Raw genomic sequence first — 22,383 nt, 5'->3', positions numbered from 1 at the left:
GAAATGGATAAAACTTTTCAACTCCGAAAACACTATGAGCAGACTTATTACTGCCATATTGTGAAAGGAGTTTTTCTTTATGAAAAAATTTATCCCTGTTGTCCTGTCGCTGCTTTTACTGTTAGCGTTTCTTCCAACGGCATCTGCTGAGAAGGCAAATGCTAAAAAAGAAGCAGCAAATTACCAAGTTCCTCCTTCAGTTCGTAATATTACGAAGGAAAATACGTATCCCAATTCAACACAGGACTTACCAACTCTGCAGCCGAGTGAATTAACGAAGCAACTTATTGATTCCTCGAAGGTTAAAATTGAAAATCCGGATTTAATCCGCATGCTTAACGAAACTAGTATTAATAGCACACCATTTGCGTTAGGCTATCGTGCAATTGTCTACCTTGGTCAATGGCCATTAAATTATGAATCAACAGAAACGTCTCCGAACTGGGAGTTTCAAAAGATTAATACAAACTTTTATGATAATCGCGGCGGCAAAGTGCCTTACCAGATTCATTACGTGCAGGAAGCACAAAAAATTATTCGCGGCGGTTTGACTGCAAAAATCGCGAATGCCGAAGATGTTAAAAAAATGATGCTGTTAAAGGCTATGGAAAAAACCCGACTTCCTCTAGCGTTTGATACGATCATTGGAGCAGGAACAAAGAACGACCATGTCTATAATATTCCTGTCAATCGATTAGGCTACTTATATGCTTACGCACCTGCCGTTAATGAAAAAGGTAAAGTTACCTATGGTGAAGTTTATTTAATGCTTAAGGGAAGTAAAAAAATCATCGTGATTAAAAATGTAACCTCACAAGGAATTGGGGCATGGATTCCAGTGCAGGATCATGTTTCATTTGGGTTTGCTGCATCAGAAAGACCTAGATGATTTTGGAGAAGAACTCCTACAGAGGGTGTAGGAGTTCTTTTTTGAAAAAGAGATGCAGAAAGTGTAGGATATTGGTATAGAAGGGGGAGAATCAACTTTGGGTAGTTCAACTCATGATAAAAATTCACAAGTTAGTTTTCTAAAACAACGATTGAACATGTTTTTAGATGTCCTAGATGCAATCGATCCAGAGGATACGGATCTTGATGATATCGACAACTTAATTAAAATGATTGATGAATTAGAAAATAAATGTAAAGAATTCAATCATCGTGAAGCACCAGAGTCTGTTTAATTGCAGGCTCTTTTTTTTGAAAACCTTTACCTTTAAAACATTTGCTTATAGGAGTATAATAATAATCGTCAAATAGTTGTAATTTTTAAATAGATTGCGAATCGGACAATGGGAAAGGGGTACTTTAGGTGAATATCGAAAAATTTCAGGAAAGTATGTACAAGTTAGTCGTTGAAACTTCTACCAAGCTTCCAAAGGATGTACGCCGTGCAGTTAAAGCGGCAAAAGAGAAGGAAAACGCAGGTACAAGTGCAGCAATGAGCCTCGCGACAATTACAAATAATATTAAAATGGCAGATGATCAAGTCTCACCTATTTGCCAAGATACGGGATTACCAACTTTTAAAATTAAAACTCCGGTTGGAGTAAACCAATTAGAAATTAAAGAAGCGATTAAAAATGCAATTGTAATCGCAACCAAAGAAGGAAAACTACGCCCTAACTCGGTTGATTCCTTAACAGGGGAAAACAGCGGTGACAATCTTGGTGCCGGCTTACCGGTTATTAAATTTGATCAATGGGAAAAAGATTATATAGATGTTCGCTTAATCTTAAAAGGCGGCGGCTGTGAAAATAAAAATATCCAATATAGCCTTCCATGTGAGTTAGAAGGTCTAGGACGAGCAGGACGCGATCTTGATGGGATTCGAAAATGTGTGATGCACTCTGTTTACCAAGCACAAGGACAAGGCTGCAGTGCAGGTTTTATTGGGGTAGGAATTGGCGGCGACCGTTCATCTGGATACGATTTAGCAAAAGAACAATTATTCCGCTCTTTAGATGATGTTAATCCAAACGAGGATTTGCGTGCATTAGAAGAGTATGTTCTAGAAAATGCAAATAAATTGGGAATCGGCACCATGGGATTTGGCGGCGAAGCAACCCTGTTAGGCTGTAAAGTAGGGGTTATGAACCGAATTCCAGCTAGCTTCTATGTTTCTGTAGCGTATAACTGTTGGGCATTCCGCCGCTTAGGTGTAAGTGTAGACCCTGTATCTGGAGAAATTAATGAGTGGATGTACCAGGAAGGCGACTTTATCGATTTTACTGAGACTGAAGCTGAAAAAGAAACAGCTGCTGCTCGTGCGAATGACGTTATCACCCTTCAGGCACCAATTACTGAAGAGCAAATTCGCGAACTTCAAGTCGGTGATGTGGTACAAATTAACGGTATGATGTACACAGGTCGTGACGCCATTCATAAATACCTGTCTGATCATGATTCACCAGTGGATTTAAATGGACAAGTCATTTACCATTGTGGTCCAGTTATGTTGAAAGACAAGGAAGGCGTTTGGCATGTTAAGGCTGCCGGCCCAACCACAAGTATCCGCGAGGAGCCTTACCAAGGCGACATCATGAAGAAGTTCGGTATCCGCGCTGTTATCGGAAAAGGCGGTATGGGTCCACGTACTTTGGCCGCTCTTAAAGAACATGGCGGCGTGTATTTGAATGCGATTGGCGGCGCAGCTCAGTATTATGCTGATTGTATTAAGGGAGTTGAAGGCGTTGACCTTATGCAATTTGGTATTCCTGAGGCAATGTGGCACCTTCGTGTAGAAGGATTTACTGCGGTTGTAACGATGGATTCGCATGGGAACAGCCTGCATGCAGATGTAGATAAATCTTCATTAGAAAAATTGGCGCAATTTAAGGATCGGGTGTTTAATTAAGTTTTAGGGCAGGCTCTATTTTGGGGCCTGTTCTTTTTTTTTGGGTGTGTTGCGGAGTTGGGTGGCTGTGTTTTGTAGGAGCTGTATGGTTAATTGTAGAAACTGTACGGTTGCTAGAGCAAACTAGGTCAGGTAGCTGGTCTGTCTAAGATTGAGATTAGACTCGATTGAGAAGTCTAATCTTTTAGGGGGTGTTTGCAGGAACTGTACGGTTTTTTGTAGGAACTGTATGGTTAAATGTAGAAGGTGTACGTTTTTTTGTAGAAGCTGTACGATAAATTGTAGAAACTGTATGGTTTGTTGTAGGAACTGTACGGTTGCTAGAGCAAAAATCAATCTACCAACCAATATAAGTAAATAAATGTTCATATTATAACTGAACTTTGAGAAGGAAAATGCATTTTAAAAAAGAAATACCTTATCAAACGCATAGAGGAGGAACATTTTTGTTTGATAAAAATCTAACTGTGCCCATACCTTTACTTCAAGCAGAGGGGCTGTAGAGAGAAGATTAAGGACAAGTAATGAAAAAATACAAGAAGTAAAATCCAAGATAAAAATCTTAAGGTCTGGTTATAATGGTGAAAAAGAAATAAATTACCAATTAGGGCAGATCCCCAATCACAAATACCACATTTTCCACGACGTCCGTCTTCCAATAGGAGAAGCATTTTTTCAAATTGATGCTCTTCTTCTCACTTCAAAAATAATTATTCAATTAGAAGGAGAGAATCATACAGGAAAAATTACAATTGATAAAAATCAAATGATTCAAGAGGCTTTTGATACAAGAGAAATTTATGAAAATCCAATTTCTCAAGCCAATCGTCATAAAATATTAATGAAATACTGGTTGGAAATGTATAATATTCCTAAGATTTCTATTGAAAATTTAGTTGTTTTTTCAAGGTCTTCAAGTGAAATTATTATAACCTCAGGCAACAGGGAGGTGGAAAATAAAGTTTGTAAATCACATAACTTATTAAAAAAAATCGAGGAAATAGAGAATGCTAATAACAAGAGCTGGATAAATGAACAGGAGGTAATAAAAATAAGAGGAGACCTATTTTTAGAAAAACACACACCTAAGAGGGAAGACATATTAAAAGTGTTCAATATACCTGAATCAGACATTATTACCGGTGTTCAATGCCCCAAATGTTTATTTGCACCAGTGAAATATGATAGACAAAAATGGATTTGCCCTTCCTGTCAATTTATTTCAAAAGATGCCCATATAACCGCCATTTACGATTATTTTTTGATTTTTAAACCATGGTTTACAAATTCAGAAATACGCCATTTCCTCTGTATTCCAACCCCGAGAGCGGTTGCCTACCTATTATCACTCCTAAAACTAACTCGTTTTGGTCATACAAGTGATAGTGTTTACCACCAACCACTTCTTTTTCCTTAATCTGCTAAACATGTTTCCCATTTAGAAACAAACACTATAAAAAACAAAATAGGGGGAACATGGATGAAAAAGTTGTTATGCATCCTTAGTTTGCTGCTGTTAATGGTGCCTCAGGTTACATATGGCTACACTCCTAATAAGCCAATTCATTGGGGTTTTAAGAAAGCTGTCGATGAACAGCCGCCTGATGCTGGTGCGGAGTATGAAAAAGTTCTTGAAAAATATGGTGCTTTTTATAAGGGAGATCCAGACTCAAAGACTTTATATCTTACCTTTGATAATGGCTATGAAGCGGGCTATACGGCTCAAGTATTGGATGTATTGAAAAAGGAAAAAGTGCCTGCTGCCTTTTTTGTAACGGGGCATTATTTATTATCTCAACCGGAATTGACCAAGAGGATGGTAGATGAAGGACATATAATAGGAAATCATTCTTGGCATCATCCCGATATGACACAAGTCAGTGATGAGCGGATTCGTGAAGAGCTTAGAAAAGTAAAGGATAAAACAAAAGAGATTACCGGTCAAAAGAAAATGAAATATTTACGTCCACCACGGGGCGTTTTTAGTGAGAGAACGATGGAGATTGCAAAGGAAGAGGGCTATACACATGTTTTCTGGTCACTGGCATTTGTGGACTGGAATACCAATGCACAGAGAGGCTGGCAATATTCATACGATAACATTATGAGACAAATTCATCCGGGCTGTATTTTACTACTGCATACAGTATCGAAGGATAATGCCGATGCCCTTGAAACCGTAATTAAAGATTTGAAAAAGAAAGGCTATAAATTTAAAAGTCTCGACGATTTTCCAAAAAAGAAAAAGAGTAAAATTTCGACGTTTTTCCAGAGACTGGGCAAAAATTAGGCCGAATTCGATTGAATTCGGCTTTTCTCTGTTAATAATGCTATAATACGGAGAATCAAACAGGTAACGGAATTTGGAGTGAACAAAATGAAAACAGATCAATCAATCAAAATTCAAGAAAAACAGACCTTTCCCTTAACCATCAAACGACTTGGTATTAATGGGGAAGGCGTCGGTTATTTTAAAAAGCAAGTCGTTTTTGTGCCTGGAGCACTTCCCGGTGAAGAGGTCGTGGTCGAGGCAACAAAGATTAACCCCAAATTTGCTGAGGCAAAAATTAAAAAGATACGAATTAAATCGCCGCATCGTGTTCAGCCGCCTTGCCCCGTCTATGAGCAATGTGGAGGCTGCCAGTTGCAGCATTTAGCATATAGTCAGCAATTAAAGGAAAAGCGAGATATTGTTATTCAATCACTTGAACGACATACAAGGCTCCAAGTGGACAAACTCGATATTCGAGAAACCACTGGCATGGAAGATCCATGGGGTTACCGGAACAAGAGCAGTTTCCAACTTGCGGGAAGAGACGGGAAGGTTTTAGCAGGCTTGTATGGTCTAAACTCGCATCAACTTATCGATATAGAACATTGTGCGGTTCAGCATTCACAAACGAATGAAGCAGTTAATGCTGTTAAAAAGATTCTCGAAGAACTAAAAATTACGATCTATAATGAAAAGTCACGTAAAGGAATCGTTCGGACGATTGTTACCCGTGTAGGGGTGCAAAGTGGCGAACTCCAGGTGGTACTCATTACAAATCAACAAGAATTGCCGAAGAAAGAACAGATTGTGCACGAAATACAAAAACGACTTCCTAATGTGAAATCCATTGTTCAGAACATCAATGAACAAAAAACATCTCTTATATTTGGGGAAGAGACATTGCCGTTAGCGGGTGAAGAGTTTATCCAAGAAACATTGGGTGACTTACAATTTGAGTTATCTGCTAGAACGTTTTTCCAGTTGAATCCTGTTCAAACCATTAAGCTTTATAATGAAGTGAAAAGTGCTGCAGCATTGACAGGTACTGAAAAAATTGTGGATGCCTATTGTGGTGTTGGAACGATTGGCTTATGGCTTGCAGAGCAGGCAGCTGAGGTCCGTGGTATGGACGTAATCCCAGAAGCAATTGAAGACGCAAAGAAAAACGCAAAGCGCCACGGGATGACAAATACCAAATATGTACCAGGAAAAGCCGAAGAGGTTCTACCTAAATGGGTGAAAAAGGGATGGAAGCCAGATGTGATCATCGTCGATCCGCCAAGAACGGGTCTAGATGGGCAATTAATCCAAACGATTTTGCAAACAGCACCAGAAAAACTTATATACATTTCATGTAACCCGTCCACTTTGGCAAAAGACATTCAAATGTTGAGTGCTAAATACGATGTTAAGTATATTCAACCAGTGGATATGTTTCCGCAGACCGCACACGTCGAATGTATCTCGCAACTCATTTTAAAGAAAGGCAACTAACCCTATACTATGGTACCTATAGATAGGACACTTGAAAAAAGAGTGTTTTATCTATAGGTATTTTTTTATATACTTGAATCTTAAAGATAAGGGGATTAGGGGACGGCTATGAGCAAAATAACATTTTCAGATAGAGAAAGAAATTCCTTCAGTTTTTTTCCCATTTCAAGAGTGTAGTTTTCATATGTACACTCTTCGAGTTTCTTTTGAAGCTGGGTTTTAGACAAATCTAATTCTTTTAAGCTTTGATCAGTTAGTTCTTTGTATTCGATCAAATCTTCCTTAGAAATTAAATTGTCAGTTAACAAATTTTGTTTATAGAGATAAAATGGAAACGATATTTGAGTGAGGGAAACAAGCCCACTCCAACGACTAGTGAACTTTAGTGCTATTTGGTGGGGTGGACTAATAGTTTTTGTAATTAGAAGTTCAAAAGCCTCTTTGGAAAAGTATTCTTTCTCCATTAGGGGTAATTGATGGTGCTTCTTTTCTAGTCCAGTAAAGTAATCCATTTTAAATAAAACATTGTAATGGGATTTAATTCTTTCAAAATGTGTTAAAGGGTTACGAGAATCTGTAATGATCCTCGCCAACCATCTGCTTTTTAAATTCGCTCAATTAATCAATTATGTCTAACTTTTGATTTTGAGTATCTTCTATTAGTTATGGAATCCCTGGACGATTGTCGGAAGTACCGCTCTCTACATCAAATTAAATGTTTTAAACCACCAAATCATTCCCTGAAATATAAATTTAGAAAAACTCTTTCTTGATGGACAAAGATTTTTGCACTTTACAATTTTGGATCACGTTACGTAGAAATCTGAATTTAAAGGAGAAGTTTTTGGAATTATAACTATTAAGTTTAAGATCTAATTTAAAGTAACACTTGGTTATCTTTTACAGGGTTATACTTAAAAGTCAAGAAAAAATAATGTTTTTTTATTTTCTCAATTATTTAGTGGAAACACAATAAAATTTCATTGAAGAATTTTTTTTGCACATACGAAACTTTTGTGGAATGGATAATATATATAAAGAAAAGTGAGGAGAATAATCATGCGTCAATCTTTACGCACCCGGAAAAAAATCTTGATGTATTCGTTTCTATGTAAAATGCTTGGGATTATTGATGAAGCGGAGCACGAACGAATAACTGAAAAATCCTCTCAACAAAATCGAGATTTTTTCAAAAGATAAAGTTTATAAGAGAGGATAAGGACATAGCGAAAATGAAAGCGTTCGTACCTTTGATCTAGCTGCCACTGTCACCGCCCGCATTTTGTAGAAGGTTTTTAGGTTTTTAGTGAAAACAGTTTTTATGAGTTGTTCATGAAGCCTGAAATCTGAGAGAAAAAGAGGTCGTAATAAGAGGTCTATTCGACTAAAAAAAGGCCGGCTTCAACATGAATCCGGCCTCTCCTTTTTATACAGTAATATTGGGGTTGATACTCTTGTTACCGCTATAAATCATGCTAATTAAAAGTACTTTTGAATGGCATCCGGAGGATCTTGACGATAAGCCAGTTTCCAAACCTTTAAGATATTTTCTTTTGTCACTTTCATCGCTGGTACAACATAGAATGGAGCTACTTCCTTACCAAGTAATGAATATCCCGCAATAATTGCTTGTGCAACTCCATGTTCATAAGGTAATTGCGCTCCAAGACCTTTAATATTTCCTCCAGAAGCAATTTGATATGCCGCATTACTTCCCAAATCAACGGTCGTAATGACTATATCAGTTTTCCCTGCTTTACGTGCTGCAGCTAGTGCTCCTTCCGCGGGTTCATCCCAAATGGCAAAAATACCATCTAAATCTGGATTTTTTGTTAACATACCAGAGGCTGCTTTTTTGGCATCGTTTGGGGTGGTAATTCCAGCACGTACAACAATTTTAATATTTGGATATTTTTCTTTAATCGTAGTTTCGAATGCTTCTACACGCTGATTATTTACAAAGAAATCAACATTGTGGAAAATAACACCAATCTTACCTTCTCCTTTAAGTTCTTTACCCATAATCTCAGCTGCAAATATACCATTCCCATAGCTGTCAGATGTAACAACGCTCACATAATCTTTGCCAAATTCTAATCCTTCAGGCATGCTATCCATAAAAATTAGTTTGATTCCTGCTTCTGCAGCCTTTTTAAAAGCAGGAGCCGTTGCAACTGGATCAACCGGTAAGCTAACGATAACATCTGGTTTTTTAGCCATGATAATTTCGATATCTGTTAATTGTTTTTCAGGCTTAAATTGTGCATTCGTAACAGCAACTACTTCTATACCCATTTTTTCAAAAGTATCTTTCAAACCATTAATGATCGCAGTTGAAAAATCATTTTCAGTATAGTGCATGGCAACAGCTGCCTTATAATTCATTTCCTTAAGCTTTTTCAGGTCTTTCAACGATAACTGGAGTGTTTTGGCTGAAATAGCCTCCTCTCCATGCGGCCCTGTGCTTAAAATTTCATCATCCGGAATATTTTGGTTAATCGTACTATTCAGCGTTTCTCTTATGATGGTCAAAAACTCTTTTACATTAAAGGGTTTTGTTACATAATTATCAAACCCCTTGTCTAATGTATATTGGATATCCTGCGGAAGCGCATTGGCACTTACAGCAATTACTGCAATATCTTTTGTTTGTTTTATTGTTTTTAACCTATCAAATATTTCGTAGCCATGGATATCGGGAAGGTTTAGATCAAGCAGAATCAAGTCCACTTTTTCATTCGCTGCCATTTCTAATCCTTCTTTTCCGGTACGAGCAGATAAAAGCGTATAGGAAGGCTGCGATTTCATGATGTTCCTTACTAAGTTTACGTTCGACGTGTTATCTTCAATATACAGCAAACGGTAGTCATCTGCCTTCCGGATATTTTCCTTAGTAAGTTCAACCTCTTCACCCCATCTCATCACAGGCTTTAAATCATGGGGAAGAGGGAGGCTAAAGCAAAAATCACTTCCTAAACCTTTTTGACTCGTTACACTAATTTGCCCTCCCATTAGCTGGACGAGCTGTTTTACTAAAGACAATCCAATACCTGTACCTTCTTCTTGTGTCCCTTCAATTCGGTAAAAGGGAACAAATACCTTTTGATATTCTTCAACTGAAATTCCGACCCCTGTATCCGCAACATGAATGACCTGCTCGTTTCCTTTGAAATAAGAGAAGATCATGACTTTGCCGCCTTCCCGATTATATTTGATCGCATTATCGAGAAGATTAAGTAAGATTTGTTTAAGACGAATGGGATCGGCAAGAATAAATATGTTTTGCCAGTAATCCAATTGGTTAAGTATACTGATTCTCTTCTTCTTGGCCTGCGGCTGGACGATATTGATACATTCATTGATAATCGTTAGAAGATCAATCTCTTCAATCGATACTTTTATTTGGCCCGTCTCTATTCTTGATAAATCTAAAATATCATTTATTAAACTTAATAAATGTCTCCCCCCACTTAAAATTTCTTGGACAAAATCACGCTGATCATCATTTAAGGTTTCTTCAATTTCTAATAGCTGTGCAAAACCAAGGATTCCATTCAATGGTGTACGGAGTTCATGACTCATTTTAGACAGAAAGTCGGATTTAGCCATATTTGCTTTTTCTGCCTCTTCTTTAGCTTGAATTAAGGCATTTTCCATGTTTTTTCGTTCGGTGATATCAGAAATGGTAACAAGGGCAGCCTGTTGTTCTTCAGTATCACAAATTTTAAGAGGCGTTGAATTGACTGAGATCCATTTAGGTTCCTTATTCCCGTCGTTAATACCTAATATGAAATCATGGAAAGGAATACCATCCTTAAGTGTGATTATTCCCGGTAACCGAGAATAAGGTAACGGTGATCCGTCTTCATTTAAATAATCTTGCTGCATCAAGCTGGATTCAGTTAAGAACTCTGATTTAATCCCCAGTATTTTTTCTGCATTTTCATTTAGGGCAACCATTTTCCCTGACTTTTCAAGAATCATTACACATTCGGACATGGTCCGAAGAACTTCCTTATATAAGTTTTCCTTATTGGTTCCTTCCATTTTTTCTCCACCATTCCCTTGCGATTCTAGAAACTTCCTAAGCCAGATATACTGTCTATACTGTAATCAGTTAGATTCCCTACTAACAAAAAAATAAGAAGCCGTTTCTTTCATTTTTTTCACATATTATCTAGTTAATACGTTATGTGATATAGTTTAAACCAAACTTAATTACATGAGGGATGATTTATGAAAGTTTTGATTGCAGAGGACAATGCACCATCTAGAAAATTGTTAAAGCATTTGATTAAATCTGTTCCGAACTATCAATTTGTCGGAGAAGCAGTAAATGGTGAGGATTTAATCAACAAAGTAATGATGGAAAAGCCTGACATCGTGTTAGTTGATATTAACATGCCATTATTGAACGGAATGGAAGCGGTTAAATCGTGTAAAAAAATTCTGCCAACCTTGCAGGTTATTTTTATTACAGGCCATGATGAATACGCGCTTGAAGCCTTTGGGGTGAATGCAATCGATTATATTGTGAAACCGATTGAGCGGGGCAGGCTTTATTCCGCTTTAGAGCGCGCAGCAGCCTTTGCGAAGCAAACCGGCACGGTTCCGCCTTCTGCTCCAGTCAAAAAGGATTTAATGATCAAACAGCGTAACCAGTATTCTTTTATTCCGTTAGACGAGATTATTTTTATTGAAAGAGCTGACCGAAAGTCCGTCATTCATATGGTTAATCAAAAAATTGAGTTAAATGAAGCGTTAACCGACCTTGAAGAAATTCTTGATTCGCGATTTGTTGGCTCCCATCGTTCCTATATTATCAATTTGCAATATTTAACGAAAATTGAAGCGGCTGGCCAAACGTACCATGCCTATTTTAAAAATTATGAAGAGACTGCAAAGGTTTCGAAGAATAAGCTTGCAGAGTTGCAAAAATGTAAATCGTTATAAAAAAGTATGGCTCAGTAATGAAAAATTACTGGGTCTTATTTTTTTAAAAAAAATGCTTTTTTTGTTCGAATGAATGAAATGGCTTTCTGGATGAAAAAATCTATTAGCCAATTGGATAAAAAGCTTGTCTGAAGGCGATTAGACGACAATTTTGTAATCGATTACAATTCAAGCAGAGAAACAAAGAAAGGAAAAGAGAACAAAGATGGTTGGGATTGTGGATGTAGCAAAAAAGGCTAAAGTTTCTACTGCAACAGTATCTCGAGTCTTAACAAAGCCTGAAACAGTAAGGGAAACAACGACGGAAAAAGTGTTAAAGGCGATTGAAGCATTGAATTATCAGCCTAATATCTTAGCACGCCAGCTAAGGAGACTCGAAACGAAGACAATTCTAGTCGTTGTGCCTGACATTACAAATCCCTTTTTTTCAAATGTATTAAGGGGAATTGAAGTTGTCGCTGTTGCAAAAGGATATCAGGTATTACTCGGCGATACAGGTAATGATGTGGAACGAGAAAAGGGGTATTTAAACATCCTGCAGCAAAAAAAAGCAGATGGAATGGTTTTATTAACCGCCAGGATGGATGCAGCAGCCGTTGAAGAGGTGGCCCGAAGTTTTCCGGTGGTGCTGGCATGTGAATATATTGAAGGCTCCAGGATCCCAACTGTTTCGATTGATAACATCAGCGGTGCAAGAAAGGCAACGGAATATTTAATCGATTTGGGACACGAAAGAATTGGCTGCATCACTGGACCTCTCGATATCGTATTGAGCCGAGACCGCCTCAAAGGATTTTATCAGGCGATGGCAAGAAAAAACCTTATCGTTGACCCCGTGTTAGTCCAGGAGGGTGACTTCTCATTTGATAGCGGTTTTAATCTCATGATGAAGTTTTTCGCTCTTGGCCACGTCCCAACAGCGATATTCGCTGCAAGCGATGATATGGCAATGGGAGTGATTAAGGCGATTAAATCAAATGGTCTTAAGGTTCCTGAGGATATTTCGGTTCTAGGTTTTGATAATCTAAAATTTTCCTCCATATTTGAACCGAGCCTTACAACGATTTCTCAGCCAGCATTCGAAATTGGTGAGAATGCGATGGAATTACTGATGAAGCTCATCAACAAAGAGGAAGTCAAACGCGAGCAAATTATCTTAGCTGACCAGTTGGTTATAAGGGAGTCTGTCAGAACTATTTAAAAATTTTTAATATGAATGTAATCCTTTACATTCTTTGGAAGTCTATGAGATTCCTATTCTATCTCTTGAATGTAAACGATTACTAGATAAAATTTACTAAACTTTCAATTTATGAAAAGGGGGTGGTGCCACACTTTAGATTCTAAGGGTGGTGCTAACAAAATAACGAGCTTCAACTAAATAACTAAAATAGTGGGGGTTAACCAAATGAAAAAGAGTTTTTCACTTTCGGTATTATTGTTATTGATTTTAAGTATTGTGCTGGCGGGATGCGGCGGCAATAAACCTACTTCAGGTGATCAAGCAACTACAAAAAAGAATGAAAACTATTCCGAAACAGCATCAGGACCATTAACGATCAATCCAGCTATTCCTGATTTAGAAGTACAAGATAAAGGACCAAATGGCGAACAAGCTGTTTCTGCAAAATCATTACAACTAACTGAGGAAGAACTTAAAAAGATCAAAGATGGAAAATATAAAGCAGCAATTGTTATGCATTACTCAGGTACTGACTATATGAATGCCGCAGTAGGTGCGATGCAGGATACGTTTAAGAAAATGGGTATCAAAGTAGTTGCTGTAACAGATGCACAGTTTAAAGCAGAAAAGCAAGTAAATGATATTGAAACGGTTTTAGCAAAAAAACCTGACATCATGATTTCAGTTCCAGTTGATGCCGTTTCTACAGCACCGGCTTATAAAAAAGCAGTTGCACAAGGGGTTAAATTAGTATTTATGGATGGAGCTGCAGACGGCCTTGTCCCAGGAAAAGATTACATCAGTATTGTATCTGGTGACAACGCAGGTAACGGAGCAACAGCAGCGGACATTCTGGCTGAAAAACTTGGTGGAAAAGGTAAAGTTGGTATTGTTTATCACGATGTAAACTTTTTCGTAACAAAAAACCGCTCTGATGCATTCGAAGCAAGAATCAAAGAAAAATATCCAAATATTGAAATTGTAGACAAAGGCGGTATTACCGGTCCAAACGATGCTGAAAAAGTAGCATCTGCGATGCTTACAAGAAATAAAGACATTGATGGAATCTTTGCTCCATGGGATGTACCTGCTGAAGGTGTAATGGCTGCTGCCCGAACTGCAGGCAAAAATGATCTTGTTGTAACAACTGTTGACCTGGGAACTAACGTTGCGATCTCGATTGCACAAGATGGAATTGTAAAAGGACTTGGAGCACAGCTGCCATATGACCAAGGTGTAGCACAAGCCATTCTTTCCGGCTATGCACTATTAGGTAAGGAAGCACCAGCATATGTTGCTTCACCATCGATAAAAGTAACAAAAGATAATGTATTAGATTCTTGGAAGCTTATCTACGGGGTAGATGCTCCAAAAACAGTTCAAGATGCAATGAAATAATAAATAGGATAAGGCTGCCCGAAAAGCAGCCTCTACCATGAAAAGAAGGTGAACTTGGATGGAACAACCTATTCTAGAAATGAAAAATATTAATAAAGGATTTAATGGGATTCCCGTACTGAAAAATGTTAATTTCTCAGTGAAAAAAGGAGAAGTTCACGCCTTGATGGGGGGAAATGGTGCGGGGAAATCTACATTAATGAAAATTCTAACCGGAGTGTATACCGCTGATAGCGGCGACATTCAAATTGAAGGAAAACCTGTAAGTATTAAGAGCTATGAAGATGCGCAAAAAAACAATATATCGATGATTTTCCAAGAGTTCAGTTTAATTCCGACTCTTACCGTTGCTCAAAACATTTATCTCACTCGTGAGAAGAAAACATCAATTGGGCTGCTAAATGACAAGGATTGTGAAAAGAAAACGGAAAAACTGCTTAAAGAATTAGGCGTAGATATCAAACCAAATGATATTGTACAAAATTTGGGTGTCGGCTATTGGCAGATGACCGAAATTGCCAAAGCGCTTTCCCAAGAAGCGAAAATTCTTATCATGGATGAGCCAACCTCCTCCTTAACCAAAAATGAAACAGAAGTACTATTTAGTTTCATTAACAAATTGAAAGCAAAAGGTTATTCCATCATCTATATTTCACACAGAATGGATGAAATCTTTCAAATATGCGATCGCATTACGATTTTACGTGATGGCCGATTTATCACAACCGAAACATGTAGTGAAACCGATCTTGACACTGTGATTCAACATATTGTAGGCATGGAGTTTGACCAGGCCTTTGAATGGAAGGAACGTTCTTACGCAACAGACGTACCGCCGATTTTTGAAGTGAGAAACTTAAGTGCAGGGAAAGTGCAAGATATAAATCTTAAAATTCAGCCGGGAGAAATCGTCGGAATTGCCGGGTTGATGGGAAGTGGCAGAACTGAATTGCTTCGAAGTCTTTTTGGGATTGATCCAATTGACAATGGAGAAATCTATGTTAATGGTGAAAAGCAATCCATTAAAAATGCGAGAAATGCAATCGATGCAGGTCTTGCTTTGATTCCGGAGGATCGCCGAATGCAAGGCTTGGTTCTTGAACATAGTGTCAAGGATAATATGATTCTTCCAATTCTTTCGAAGGTTAAAAAAGGAACCTTTATTGATAATAAAAAATCAAATGACATTAGTAATGATTTTGTTCGAAAACTAAATATTAAAACGGATCATATTTTTAAACAAGCCAGACTGTTATCAGGCGGTAATCAGCAAAAAATTGTTCTAGCCAAATGGCTGGCAAATGATCCTACCGTCCTTATGTTGGATGAACCCACAATCGGTGTGGATATTGGTGCAAAGACGGAAATCGTTGAAATTATTCGAGCAATGGCCGAAACTGGCAAGGCGATCCTTGTGGTCTCCTCTGAACTCCCAGAACTGCTTGCCTTGAGTGACCGTGTGGTCGTCATGCATGGTGGGAAAATAAAGAAAGAGACGACACGCAAGGAGATTAAATCAGAGGAGGAATTACAATATGCAATCCAAGGTTTCTAATTTACAAAAGCCGGAAACTCCGGTATTGAAAGGCTTCGAGTGGCGCAATTATATTGTTTATTTCGCTTTCGTAGGAGTATTAATCTATTTTTCTATCACCTTAAGTGATGAAGGGTTTTTAACATCAGGAAACTTGTTAAATATTGTTAGACAAACAGCCACCATTTCCTTAATGGCGTTGGCAATGACATTTGTAATCAGTACAGGTGAAATTGACCTTTCTGTAGGTTCCATTGCCGCTCTTTCTTCTCTTGTAGGTGCATTGGCAATCCAAGCCGGTTATGGCATTGTGGGAGGACTCATTGGCGGTGTAAGTACAGGACTTGTGGTTGGTTTAATCAATGGTTTGCTTGTTACAAAGGTAGCCATTCCTTCCTTCCTTGTAACATTGGGAACAATGGGAGCGGTTAAAGGTTTTGCGATGTGGATTACAGACACAGCACCAGTTCCAATTGTAGATGCAAATTTCAACTTTATTTTTGGATCTGGTGACATTGGTCCAATTCCGGTTCTTCTTATTTGGACTCTAGTTTTTACGGTTATCGCCCATGTGTTGCTTCGTAAAACAGCATTTGGCCGTCAGGTGCTTGCTACAGGCGGAAATGAAAACGCTGCAAGATTTTCAGGTGTGAAGACAATGAAAATTAAGCTGATGGTTTTCCTAGGTACAGGATTAATGGCTGGTTTAGCGGGTCTTCTCTATGCAGGTCGTATGAATGCAGGTCGTTTTTCCTTTGGTGAAGGGGATGAGCTTTCTGTTATCGCTGCGGTTATTCTTGGTGGTACAAGCTTGTTTGGCGGTGTAGGAACGATTATCGGAACACTGGTTGGTTCGTTAATGATCGGTACGATCAACAACGGTTTGATTATTATGGGACTGGATGTCAGCCAGCAAATGATTATCAAAGGAATTATCATCATCTTGGCTGTGGCATTTGGTAAGAAAGCGATGAAGCGATAGGTTTTAATAAAATTAGAGTTACCTCATGCTCAATTAGTTATAAAAAAGAATCAATGGCATGAGGTAACATTCTTAAAAAGTACGTTACTACAACATGAGAAAACTTATGTACAGGAGGAAACGAAGTGGAGAAGATTAAAGTTGGTATAATTGGTACCGGTTTTATTGGGCCAACACATATTGAAGCCATCAGAAGGCTTGGCTTTGTTGATGTAGTTGGATTGGCAGAAACAAGCCAAGCAGTTGCTGAAAATAAGGCAGCTGAGCTTGGAATCCCGAAAGCTTATGGTGATTACCGTGAAATGCTAAAAGACAGTGAAATCCAGGTAGTGCACAATTGCACACCAAATCACCTTCACTTTGCAATTAATAAGGAGATCATTTTAGCAGGAAAGCATGTCGTATCAGAGAAACCGCTGGCAATGAATAGTAAAGAATCAGCGGAATTGCTGGAGTTAGCAGAAAAACACGGCGTGGTCCATGCGGTGAACTTCAATTATAGACAGCATGCCAGTGTGCAAAACTTACAAGCGATGATTGCAAAAGGTGAGCTTGGAAAAGTGAATTTGGTACACGGAAGCTACCTGCAGGATTGGTTATTGTATGAAACAGATTATAACTGGCGTTTAGCGCCGGAAGTAGGCGGAAAATCACGGGCAGTTGCGGATATCGGGTCCCATTGGTGCGATACCGTCCAGTTTGTAACAGGCAAAAAGATTGTGGAAGTATTTGCTGATTTAGCGACTGTAGTTCCAGTAAGAAAGAAGCCTACAGGAAACGTAGCTACTTTTGGGGCACAGACTACTGAAGATATGCAATATGAAGATGTTCCAATTAATACAGAAGACTATGCATCCGTTCTTGTTCGTTTTGAGGATGGATCAAGAGGAGTTTTTACTGTATCTCAAGTAAGTGCCGGCAGGAAAAATAGATTAAGCTTTGAAATCAACGCAAGCAAAAGCTCTATTTTCTGGAACCAAGAGGAACCGGAAAAGCTATGGATTGGTCATCGTGATCGAGCAAATGAACTTCTGTTAGCGGACCCTTCCCTGTTTACGGCAGAAGCAAGATCTGCGATTCACCACCCAGGAGGACACAATGAAGGCTGGCCGGATGCATTGAAAAATATGATGTTTAATTTCTACTCTTTTATTCGCGATAACAAGAGCCTGAAAACAGATAAGCCTAAGTTTGCTACATTTGAAGATGGCCATATTTCGATGTGTATCACTGACGCTATTTTAGAAAGTCATCAACAGCAGAAATGGGTGAAGGTTGAGGCAGGCAAGGAGGTTCTGGCATGAAACTAGGTGTATTTACCCCTCTTTATCAGAATCTGCCATTTGAAGAAATGCTGGATAAACTGGCAGGCATGGGTGTTGAGGCGGTTGAATTGGGGACTGGCAATTATCCCGGCAACCATCACTGTAATCCGGATGAATTGCTTGCATCTCCTGAAAAAACTAGAGCATTCCTGCGAGCGCTTGAAACAAAGGGATTAACCATCAGTGGCTTAAGCTGCCACGGGAATCCGCTGCATCCGGATAAAAAGTTTGCAAGTGATTCCCATGAGGTTTGGAGAAAAACCGTTTTGTTGGCGGAACGCATAGGCGTTCCAGTTGTAAATGGGTTTTCCGGCTGTCCGGGTGATTATCCAGGCGCAAAAAGTCCAAACTGGGTTACTTGTTCGTGGCCGCCGGAATATTTAGATGTTTTGAACTGGCAATGGAACGAAGTCGTGATTCCGTATTGGAAAGAGGAAGCGAAATTCGCGAAAGAGCATGGCATTAACCAAATTGCTTTTGAAATGCATCCGGGATTTGTTGTCTATAATCCTGAAACAATACTGAAATTAAGAGAACATGCCGGGGAAAACATTGGTGCCAACTTTGATCCGAGCCACCTTGTTTGGCAAGGAATCAATCCAGTAGAAGCAATTAAAAAGCTTGGCCGTGAAAATGCAATTTTTCACTTCCATGCGAAAGACACTTATTTAGATCATGCCAATATTAGCGTAAATGGTGTGTTAGATACAAAGCATTACAGCCGAATTTTAGACCGTTCATGGACATTTAGATCTGTAGGTTATGGATCGGATGAAAAAATGTGGAAAGACATTGTGAGTGCCTTAAGAGCGGTCGGTTATGATTATGTCATTTCCATTGAACATGAAGATATGCTTGCTTCAACGGATGAGGGACTAAAGAAGGCGATATCTCTTTTAAAAGGTGCCATGTTTAAGGAACAAGTAACTGATATGTGGTGGGCTTAATTTTTGTTTGATAGAACAATTGTGAAAGACCTTAGTTTTATGATTCAAACTAACTTATTGGAGGCAGTACGATGACAACAATGCAAGCAGTATTTTTTCCAGGAGATAAAAAGGTAGAAATTCGTCAGGTTGAAATCCCAACACCAGGACAAGGAGAAGTACTCATTCAATTAAAGGCGTCTGCCATTTGCCGCAGTGATATGAGCCTATACTACGGAACATCTGTTTTTGAAGGAACAAAATGTGGATGCACGGTTCCTGGACATGAGCCTGCTGGAGTTATTACAGAAGTAGGTAATGGTGTATCTAATTTTAAGCCGGGTGACCGGGTTGCCGTTTACTTAGCATTAGGCTGCGGTGAATGTGCTCATTGTAAGAGCGGCTACAAAATGTTCTGTAAAGAATTTAAGTGCATTGGTTTTGACTCTCATGGCGGCGACGCTGAGTATATGGCAGTTCCAGCTGAAAACTGCATGAGACTTCCAGATAGCATGAGCTTTGTAACAGCTGCCGTTTCAACCGATGCAGTAGGAACCCTATATCACGCGCAAAAGAGATTAGGAATTTCCGGAAGAGACTACCTTGTTATTTTTGGTATGGGCCCAATGGGCGGTGCAGGTGTGATGATCGCCAAAGGATTAGGCGCAACGGTTATCGCTGTTGACATGCTTGATGAGCGCTTGGAGCTTGCGAAGGAATTAGGTGCAGATTACACCATCAATGGGAAAACGATGAATGTTCAAGAAGAAATTGCCCGCATTACAAATGGTGCCGGTGCAGACGCAGCAATTGATTGCTCCGGAAGCCCTTATGCTGAAAATGATGCACTAGATTGTGTGAAAGCACACGGTCGTGTGGCCTTTATCGGCGAAAGCAAAGAGACAACGATTAAGCCTAGTCAGCAGCTAATTCGGAAACAAATTTCGGTGATGGGTTCATGGTACTTCCCAATACAAGAGTTCGATGAGATTGCTGAGTTTATTGTCAGAAAAGATCTCCCTGTTGAAAAATTAGTTACTCACCAATTTAAATTAGAAGAAGCCGAAACTGCATTCCAAATGTTTGATGAAAGAAAAACAGAAAAAGCAGTATTTGTTTGGGAATAATCACCAACGATTAACAAAACTAGTAGTTGTAACTTGATTTTTGAGGAGGATAAATGAATGAAGCTTGCATTTAATACTTGGGTTTATAATTCTTTTCCATCTATGTTGCCATTTTATCCATTAGAAGAAACGATTAATCGAATCGCTGCATTTGGTTATGATGGAATTGAAATAGGTTGTGCGAGTCCCCATGCTTGGCCGGATTATCTCTCCAATGAGAGAAGAAAAGAAATAGCTCAACATTTAAGACGGAACAATCTTAATGTTGCTGCTATGCTTCCCGCACCTGGGGGAGGACCTGGAGTCAATCCATCCTCGGCTTTAAAAGAAGAGCGTGAATTTACGATAAAACATTATAAAGAAGTCATTCGCCTGGCACATGACTGGGAATGTCCAACTGTTATGTGGCTTGCCGGCTGGTTCGGTTTTGGAATGAACAAACAAGAGGCATGGAAATATAGCCTGGAGGGTTTACAAGATGTCGCAAAATATGCAAAAGACCTAGGAATCACCTTAGTAGTTGAACCTCAGGCAGCTGATTGTAATTTAATCGAATCCGCGGATGATGCTTTGCAGCTGGCAGAAGAATCAGGTGAATCCAATGTGAAAGTGATGTTTGATACTTTCCATGCCTTATTCCGTAATGAAGTACCGAGTGATTATGTCTATAAAATGAAAGATAAGTTACATCATGTTCATATTTCGGATGACGATCGATTACCGCCTGGACAAGGAACCGTAAATTGGGATTCCGTATTAAGAGCATTAAAGGAAATCGATTACAAGGGCTACCTCTCCATGGAAATTGGTTTTGGTACCAGAAAAGCGGATCCTGATTGGTATGCGAAAACATCCATTGATTACTTGAAAGAAAAATTAAAAGAAATTGGATGTAAGTAAACATTAACCTCAAATTTTTAAGATGAATTTATAACGGGGCTAACCTTTATAGCAAATATTCTACAAAGGTTGGTCCGCTTTTACCAGCTGCATGAAATGTCCAATAAAATTTTTAATCTAAATTATTTAAAAATTCAACATTATTAAACTAATAAATTATTGGGGGTTACTATGAAAAAACTTACTTCACTAATCGTTACGATACTATTAATTAGCAGTTTGGCTCTTATGGGCTGTGGAAAACAAAGTGCCAATACTTCGGGGCAGCAAAAAAATGAAAAAGCAGCATCAGAAAAAGTTACTTATCCTCTTACCATTAACCCGGAAATAACAAGCGATCAGGAAATTTTAAGTAAGGGTCCAAACGGAGAAACAGCCGTACCTGCAGCAACTTTGCAATTGTCTGAAGAGGATGTAAAGAAAATTAGAGAAGGTAAATTTAAAGCGGCTATTTCCATGCACTATGCAGGAAATGATTTCTCAACTGCCATCATCAATGGTGTGAAAGATACTTTTGAAAAAATGGGCATAGAAGTTGTTGCCGTTACGGATGCACAATTTAAGCCTGAAAAACAAATCTCAGATATCGAAACAATCATGGCTAAAGAACCAGATGTTATCGTAAGTTTGCCGGTCGATCCAGTGGCAACTGCTCCCGCTTTTAAAAAGGCCGCTGAAGCAGGCGCAAAATTAATATTTATGGATAGTGTGCCAAAAGGATTCCAAGCTGGAAAAGATTATGTAAGCGTTGTCTCATCAGATAACTATGGAAACGGTATCTATGCAGGCGAAGTCATGGGTGAAGCGCTAAAAGGAAAAGGTAAGATTGGTGTTATCTTCCATGATGTTGACTTCTTTGTAAATAACCAGCGTAAAGAAGCATTCGAAACAACCATTAAAGAAAAATATCCAGATATTAAAATTGCTGTAAGTGGTGGAATTATAACTCCTAATGATGCTGAAAAAGTAGCTTCTGGTATGTTAGCAAGAAACCCAGATTTAGATGGCATTTTTGCGATTTGGGATGTACCAGCGGAAGGAACACTTGCTGCAGCTCGTACAGTAGGGAAAAATGATTTAGTCATTACTACAGTTGATTTGGGAACGAATGTAGCGCTTCAAATTGCTTCTGGAGGAAATGTAAAAGGTCTTGGAGCACAGTTACCTTATGAAAATGGAGCTGCCCAAGCCCTTGTTGCTGGATATTCATTACTTGGTAAGCAATTAGAACCATTCTATGTTGTTCCAGCGATGAAAGTAACACAAGAAAATGTCTTAAAGGTTTGGAAAATGGCATATCGCCAAGATGCCCCAGAAGTTATTCAAAACGCAGCAAAATAAACATCAATTAGCAGCTAGGAAAGTAGATAACAAACTTCATCTAAAAGAACTAAAAACGCAGGTAGTGGCCGCTTTTAATTGCGGTCTCTAT

18 protein-coding genes are annotated in these 22,383 nt (G+C 38.7%); 16 read left to right on the top strand and 2 right to left on the bottom strand.

Annotated features, from left to right (window positions below):
- Positions 1-79 precede the first annotated feature (79 nt).
- The 6 genes from QUG14_RS13575 to rlmD all read left to right on the top strand — a co-directional run bounded on the left by QUG14_RS13575 (position 80) and on the right by rlmD (position 6,623).
- On the top strand, positions 80-889 hold the full coding sequence (locus tag QUG14_RS13575; RefSeq protein ID WP_289341068.1) for a YfkD famly protein: 810 nt from the start codon (positions 80-82) through the stop codon (positions 887-889).
- A gap of 97 nt (positions 890-986) precedes the next feature.
- On the top strand, positions 987-1,184 hold the full coding sequence (locus tag QUG14_RS13570) for an SE1561 family protein (RefSeq protein WP_289341067.1): 198 nt from the start codon (positions 987-989) through the stop codon (positions 1,182-1,184).
- 128 nt (positions 1,185-1,312) lie between these two features.
- Positions 1,313-2,857 (top strand): fumarate hydratase, encoded by a 1,545-nt coding sequence (locus tag QUG14_RS13565; RefSeq protein ID WP_289341066.1) that lies wholly within the window; start codon positions 1,313-1,315, stop codon positions 2,855-2,857.
- A 532-nt stretch (positions 2,858-3,389) separates the two neighbouring features.
- Positions 3,390-4,274 (top strand): nuclease-related domain-containing protein, encoded by an 885-nt coding sequence (locus QUG14_RS13560; protein ID WP_353961108.1) that lies wholly within the window; start codon positions 3,390-3,392, stop codon positions 4,272-4,274.
- Between the two features lie 63 nt (positions 4,275-4,337).
- Positions 4,338-5,147, top strand: a complete 810-nt coding sequence (pdaA, locus tag QUG14_RS13555) for a delta-lactam-biosynthetic de-N-acetylase (protein ID WP_289341065.1) — start codon at positions 4,338-4,340, stop codon at positions 5,145-5,147.
- 87 nt (positions 5,148-5,234) lie between these two features.
- Positions 5,235-6,623, top strand: a complete 1,389-nt coding sequence (gene rlmD / locus QUG14_RS13550; RefSeq protein ID WP_289341064.1) for a 23S rRNA (uracil(1939)-C(5))-methyltransferase RlmD — start codon at positions 5,235-5,237, stop codon at positions 6,621-6,623.
- 95 nt (positions 6,624-6,718) lie between these two features.
- On the opposite strand, the gene QUG14_RS13545 is transcribed toward rlmD, so the two are convergent.
- The gene (locus tag QUG14_RS13545) at positions 6,719-7,135 is read right to left on the bottom strand and encodes a hypothetical protein (RefSeq protein WP_289341063.1); all 417 of its coding nucleotides are present in this window, start codon (positions 7,133-7,135) and stop codon (positions 6,719-6,721) included.
- Between the two features lie 967 nt (positions 7,136-8,102).
- Complete coding sequence (locus tag QUG14_RS13540) at positions 8,103-10,670, bottom strand: substrate-binding domain-containing protein (RefSeq protein ID WP_289341062.1); 2,568 nt, start codon at positions 10,668-10,670, stop codon at positions 8,103-8,105.
- Positions 10,671-10,859: 189 nt separating this feature from the next.
- Here QUG14_RS13540 and QUG14_RS13535 point away from each other — a divergent pair, with 189 nt between their 5' ends.
- The 10 genes from QUG14_RS13535 (at position 10,860) to QUG14_RS13490 (ending at position 22,292) form a co-directional block, all read left to right on the top strand.
- Entirely contained in the window at positions 10,860-11,576 is a 717-nt protein-coding gene (locus QUG14_RS13535) for a LytR/AlgR family response regulator transcription factor (RefSeq protein ID WP_289341061.1), read from the top strand.
- 205 nt (positions 11,577-11,781) lie between these two features.
- Entirely contained in the window at positions 11,782-12,777 is a 996-nt protein-coding gene (locus tag QUG14_RS13530) for a LacI family DNA-binding transcriptional regulator (protein ID WP_289341060.1), read from the top strand.
- Positions 12,778-12,984: 207 nt separating this feature from the next.
- The gene (locus QUG14_RS13525) at positions 12,985-14,157 is read left to right on the top strand and encodes a substrate-binding domain-containing protein (RefSeq protein ID WP_289341059.1); all 1,173 of its coding nucleotides are present in this window, start codon (positions 12,985-12,987) and stop codon (positions 14,155-14,157) included.
- 58 nt (positions 14,158-14,215) lie between these two features.
- Entirely contained in the window at positions 14,216-15,712 is a 1,497-nt protein-coding gene (locus tag QUG14_RS13520) for a sugar ABC transporter ATP-binding protein (RefSeq protein ID WP_289341058.1), read from the top strand.
- Positions 15,693-16,673: an ABC transporter permease gene (locus QUG14_RS13515; RefSeq protein ID WP_289341057.1), complete on the top strand. Its 981-nt coding sequence runs from the start codon at positions 15,693-15,695 to the stop codon at positions 16,671-16,673. Before QUG14_RS13520 ends, QUG14_RS13515 begins: the two co-directional genes overlap by 20 nt.
- A gap of 125 nt (positions 16,674-16,798) precedes the next feature.
- On the top strand, positions 16,799-17,977 hold the full coding sequence (locus QUG14_RS13510) for a Gfo/Idh/MocA family protein (protein ID WP_289341055.1): 1,179 nt from the start codon (positions 16,799-16,801) through the stop codon (positions 17,975-17,977).
- Positions 17,974-18,945 carry a sugar phosphate isomerase/epimerase family protein gene (locus QUG14_RS13505; protein ID WP_289341054.1) on the top strand — a complete coding sequence of 324 codons (972 nt, stop codon included), beginning with the start codon at positions 17,974-17,976 and terminating at the stop codon, positions 18,943-18,945. Before QUG14_RS13510 ends, QUG14_RS13505 begins: the two co-directional genes overlap by 4 nt.
- A gap of 71 nt (positions 18,946-19,016) precedes the next feature.
- The gene (locus QUG14_RS13500) at positions 19,017-20,051 is read left to right on the top strand and encodes a zinc-dependent alcohol dehydrogenase family protein (protein WP_289341053.1); all 1,035 of its coding nucleotides are present in this window, start codon (positions 19,017-19,019) and stop codon (positions 20,049-20,051) included.
- Positions 20,052-20,108: 57 nt separating this feature from the next.
- Entirely contained in the window at positions 20,109-20,951 is an 843-nt protein-coding gene (locus QUG14_RS13495) for a sugar phosphate isomerase/epimerase family protein (protein WP_289341051.1), read from the top strand.
- A gap of 171 nt (positions 20,952-21,122) precedes the next feature.
- Positions 21,123-22,292, top strand: a complete 1,170-nt coding sequence (locus QUG14_RS13490) for a substrate-binding domain-containing protein (RefSeq protein WP_289341050.1) — start codon at positions 21,123-21,125, stop codon at positions 22,290-22,292.
- The last annotated feature ends 91 nt before the right edge of the window (positions 22,293-22,383 follow it).

The organism is Neobacillus sp. CF12, from assembly GCF_030348765.1.
Taxonomy (GTDB): domain Bacteria; phylum Bacillota; class Bacilli; order Bacillales; family Cytobacillaceae; genus Neobacillus.
This window is presented reverse-complemented; position numbering and strand designations above follow the sequence as displayed.

Coding starts and splice junctions, on each gene's coding strand:
- QUG14_RS13575 (WP_289341068.1), top strand. CDS start 80: ATGAAAAAATTTATCCCTGTTGTCCTGTCGCTGCTTTTACTGTTAGCG.
- pdaA (WP_289341065.1), top strand. CDS start 4,338: ATGAAAAAGTTGTTATGCATCCTTAGTTTGCTGCTGTTAATGGTGCCT.
- rlmD (WP_289341064.1), top strand. CDS start 5,235: ATGAAAACAGATCAATCAATCAAAATTCAAGAAAAACAGACCTTTCCC.
- QUG14_RS13545 (WP_289341063.1), bottom strand. CDS start 7,135: ATGGATTACTTTACTGGACTAGAAAAGAAGCACCATCAATTACCCCTA.
- QUG14_RS13540 (WP_289341062.1), bottom strand. CDS start 10,670: ATGGAAGGAACCAATAAGGAAAACTTATATAAGGAAGTTCTTCGGACC.
- QUG14_RS13535 (WP_289341061.1), top strand. CDS start 10,860: ATGAAAGTTTTGATTGCAGAGGACAATGCACCATCTAGAAAATTGTTA.
- QUG14_RS13530 (WP_289341060.1), top strand. CDS start 11,782: ATGGTTGGGATTGTGGATGTAGCAAAAAAGGCTAAAGTTTCTACTGCA.
- QUG14_RS13525 (WP_289341059.1), top strand. CDS start 12,985: ATGAAAAAGAGTTTTTCACTTTCGGTATTATTGTTATTGATTTTAAGT.
- QUG14_RS13520 (WP_289341058.1), top strand. CDS start 14,216: ATGGAACAACCTATTCTAGAAATGAAAAATATTAATAAAGGATTTAAT.
- QUG14_RS13515 (WP_289341057.1), top strand. CDS start 15,693: ATGCAATCCAAGGTTTCTAATTTACAAAAGCCGGAAACTCCGGTATTG.
- QUG14_RS13505 (WP_289341054.1), top strand. CDS start 17,974: ATGAAACTAGGTGTATTTACCCCTCTTTATCAGAATCTGCCATTTGAA.
- QUG14_RS13500 (WP_289341053.1), top strand. CDS start 19,017: ATGACAACAATGCAAGCAGTATTTTTTCCAGGAGATAAAAAGGTAGAA.
- QUG14_RS13495 (WP_289341051.1), top strand. CDS start 20,109: ATGAAGCTTGCATTTAATACTTGGGTTTATAATTCTTTTCCATCTATG.
- QUG14_RS13490 (WP_289341050.1), top strand. CDS start 21,123: ATGAAAAAACTTACTTCACTAATCGTTACGATACTATTAATTAGCAGT.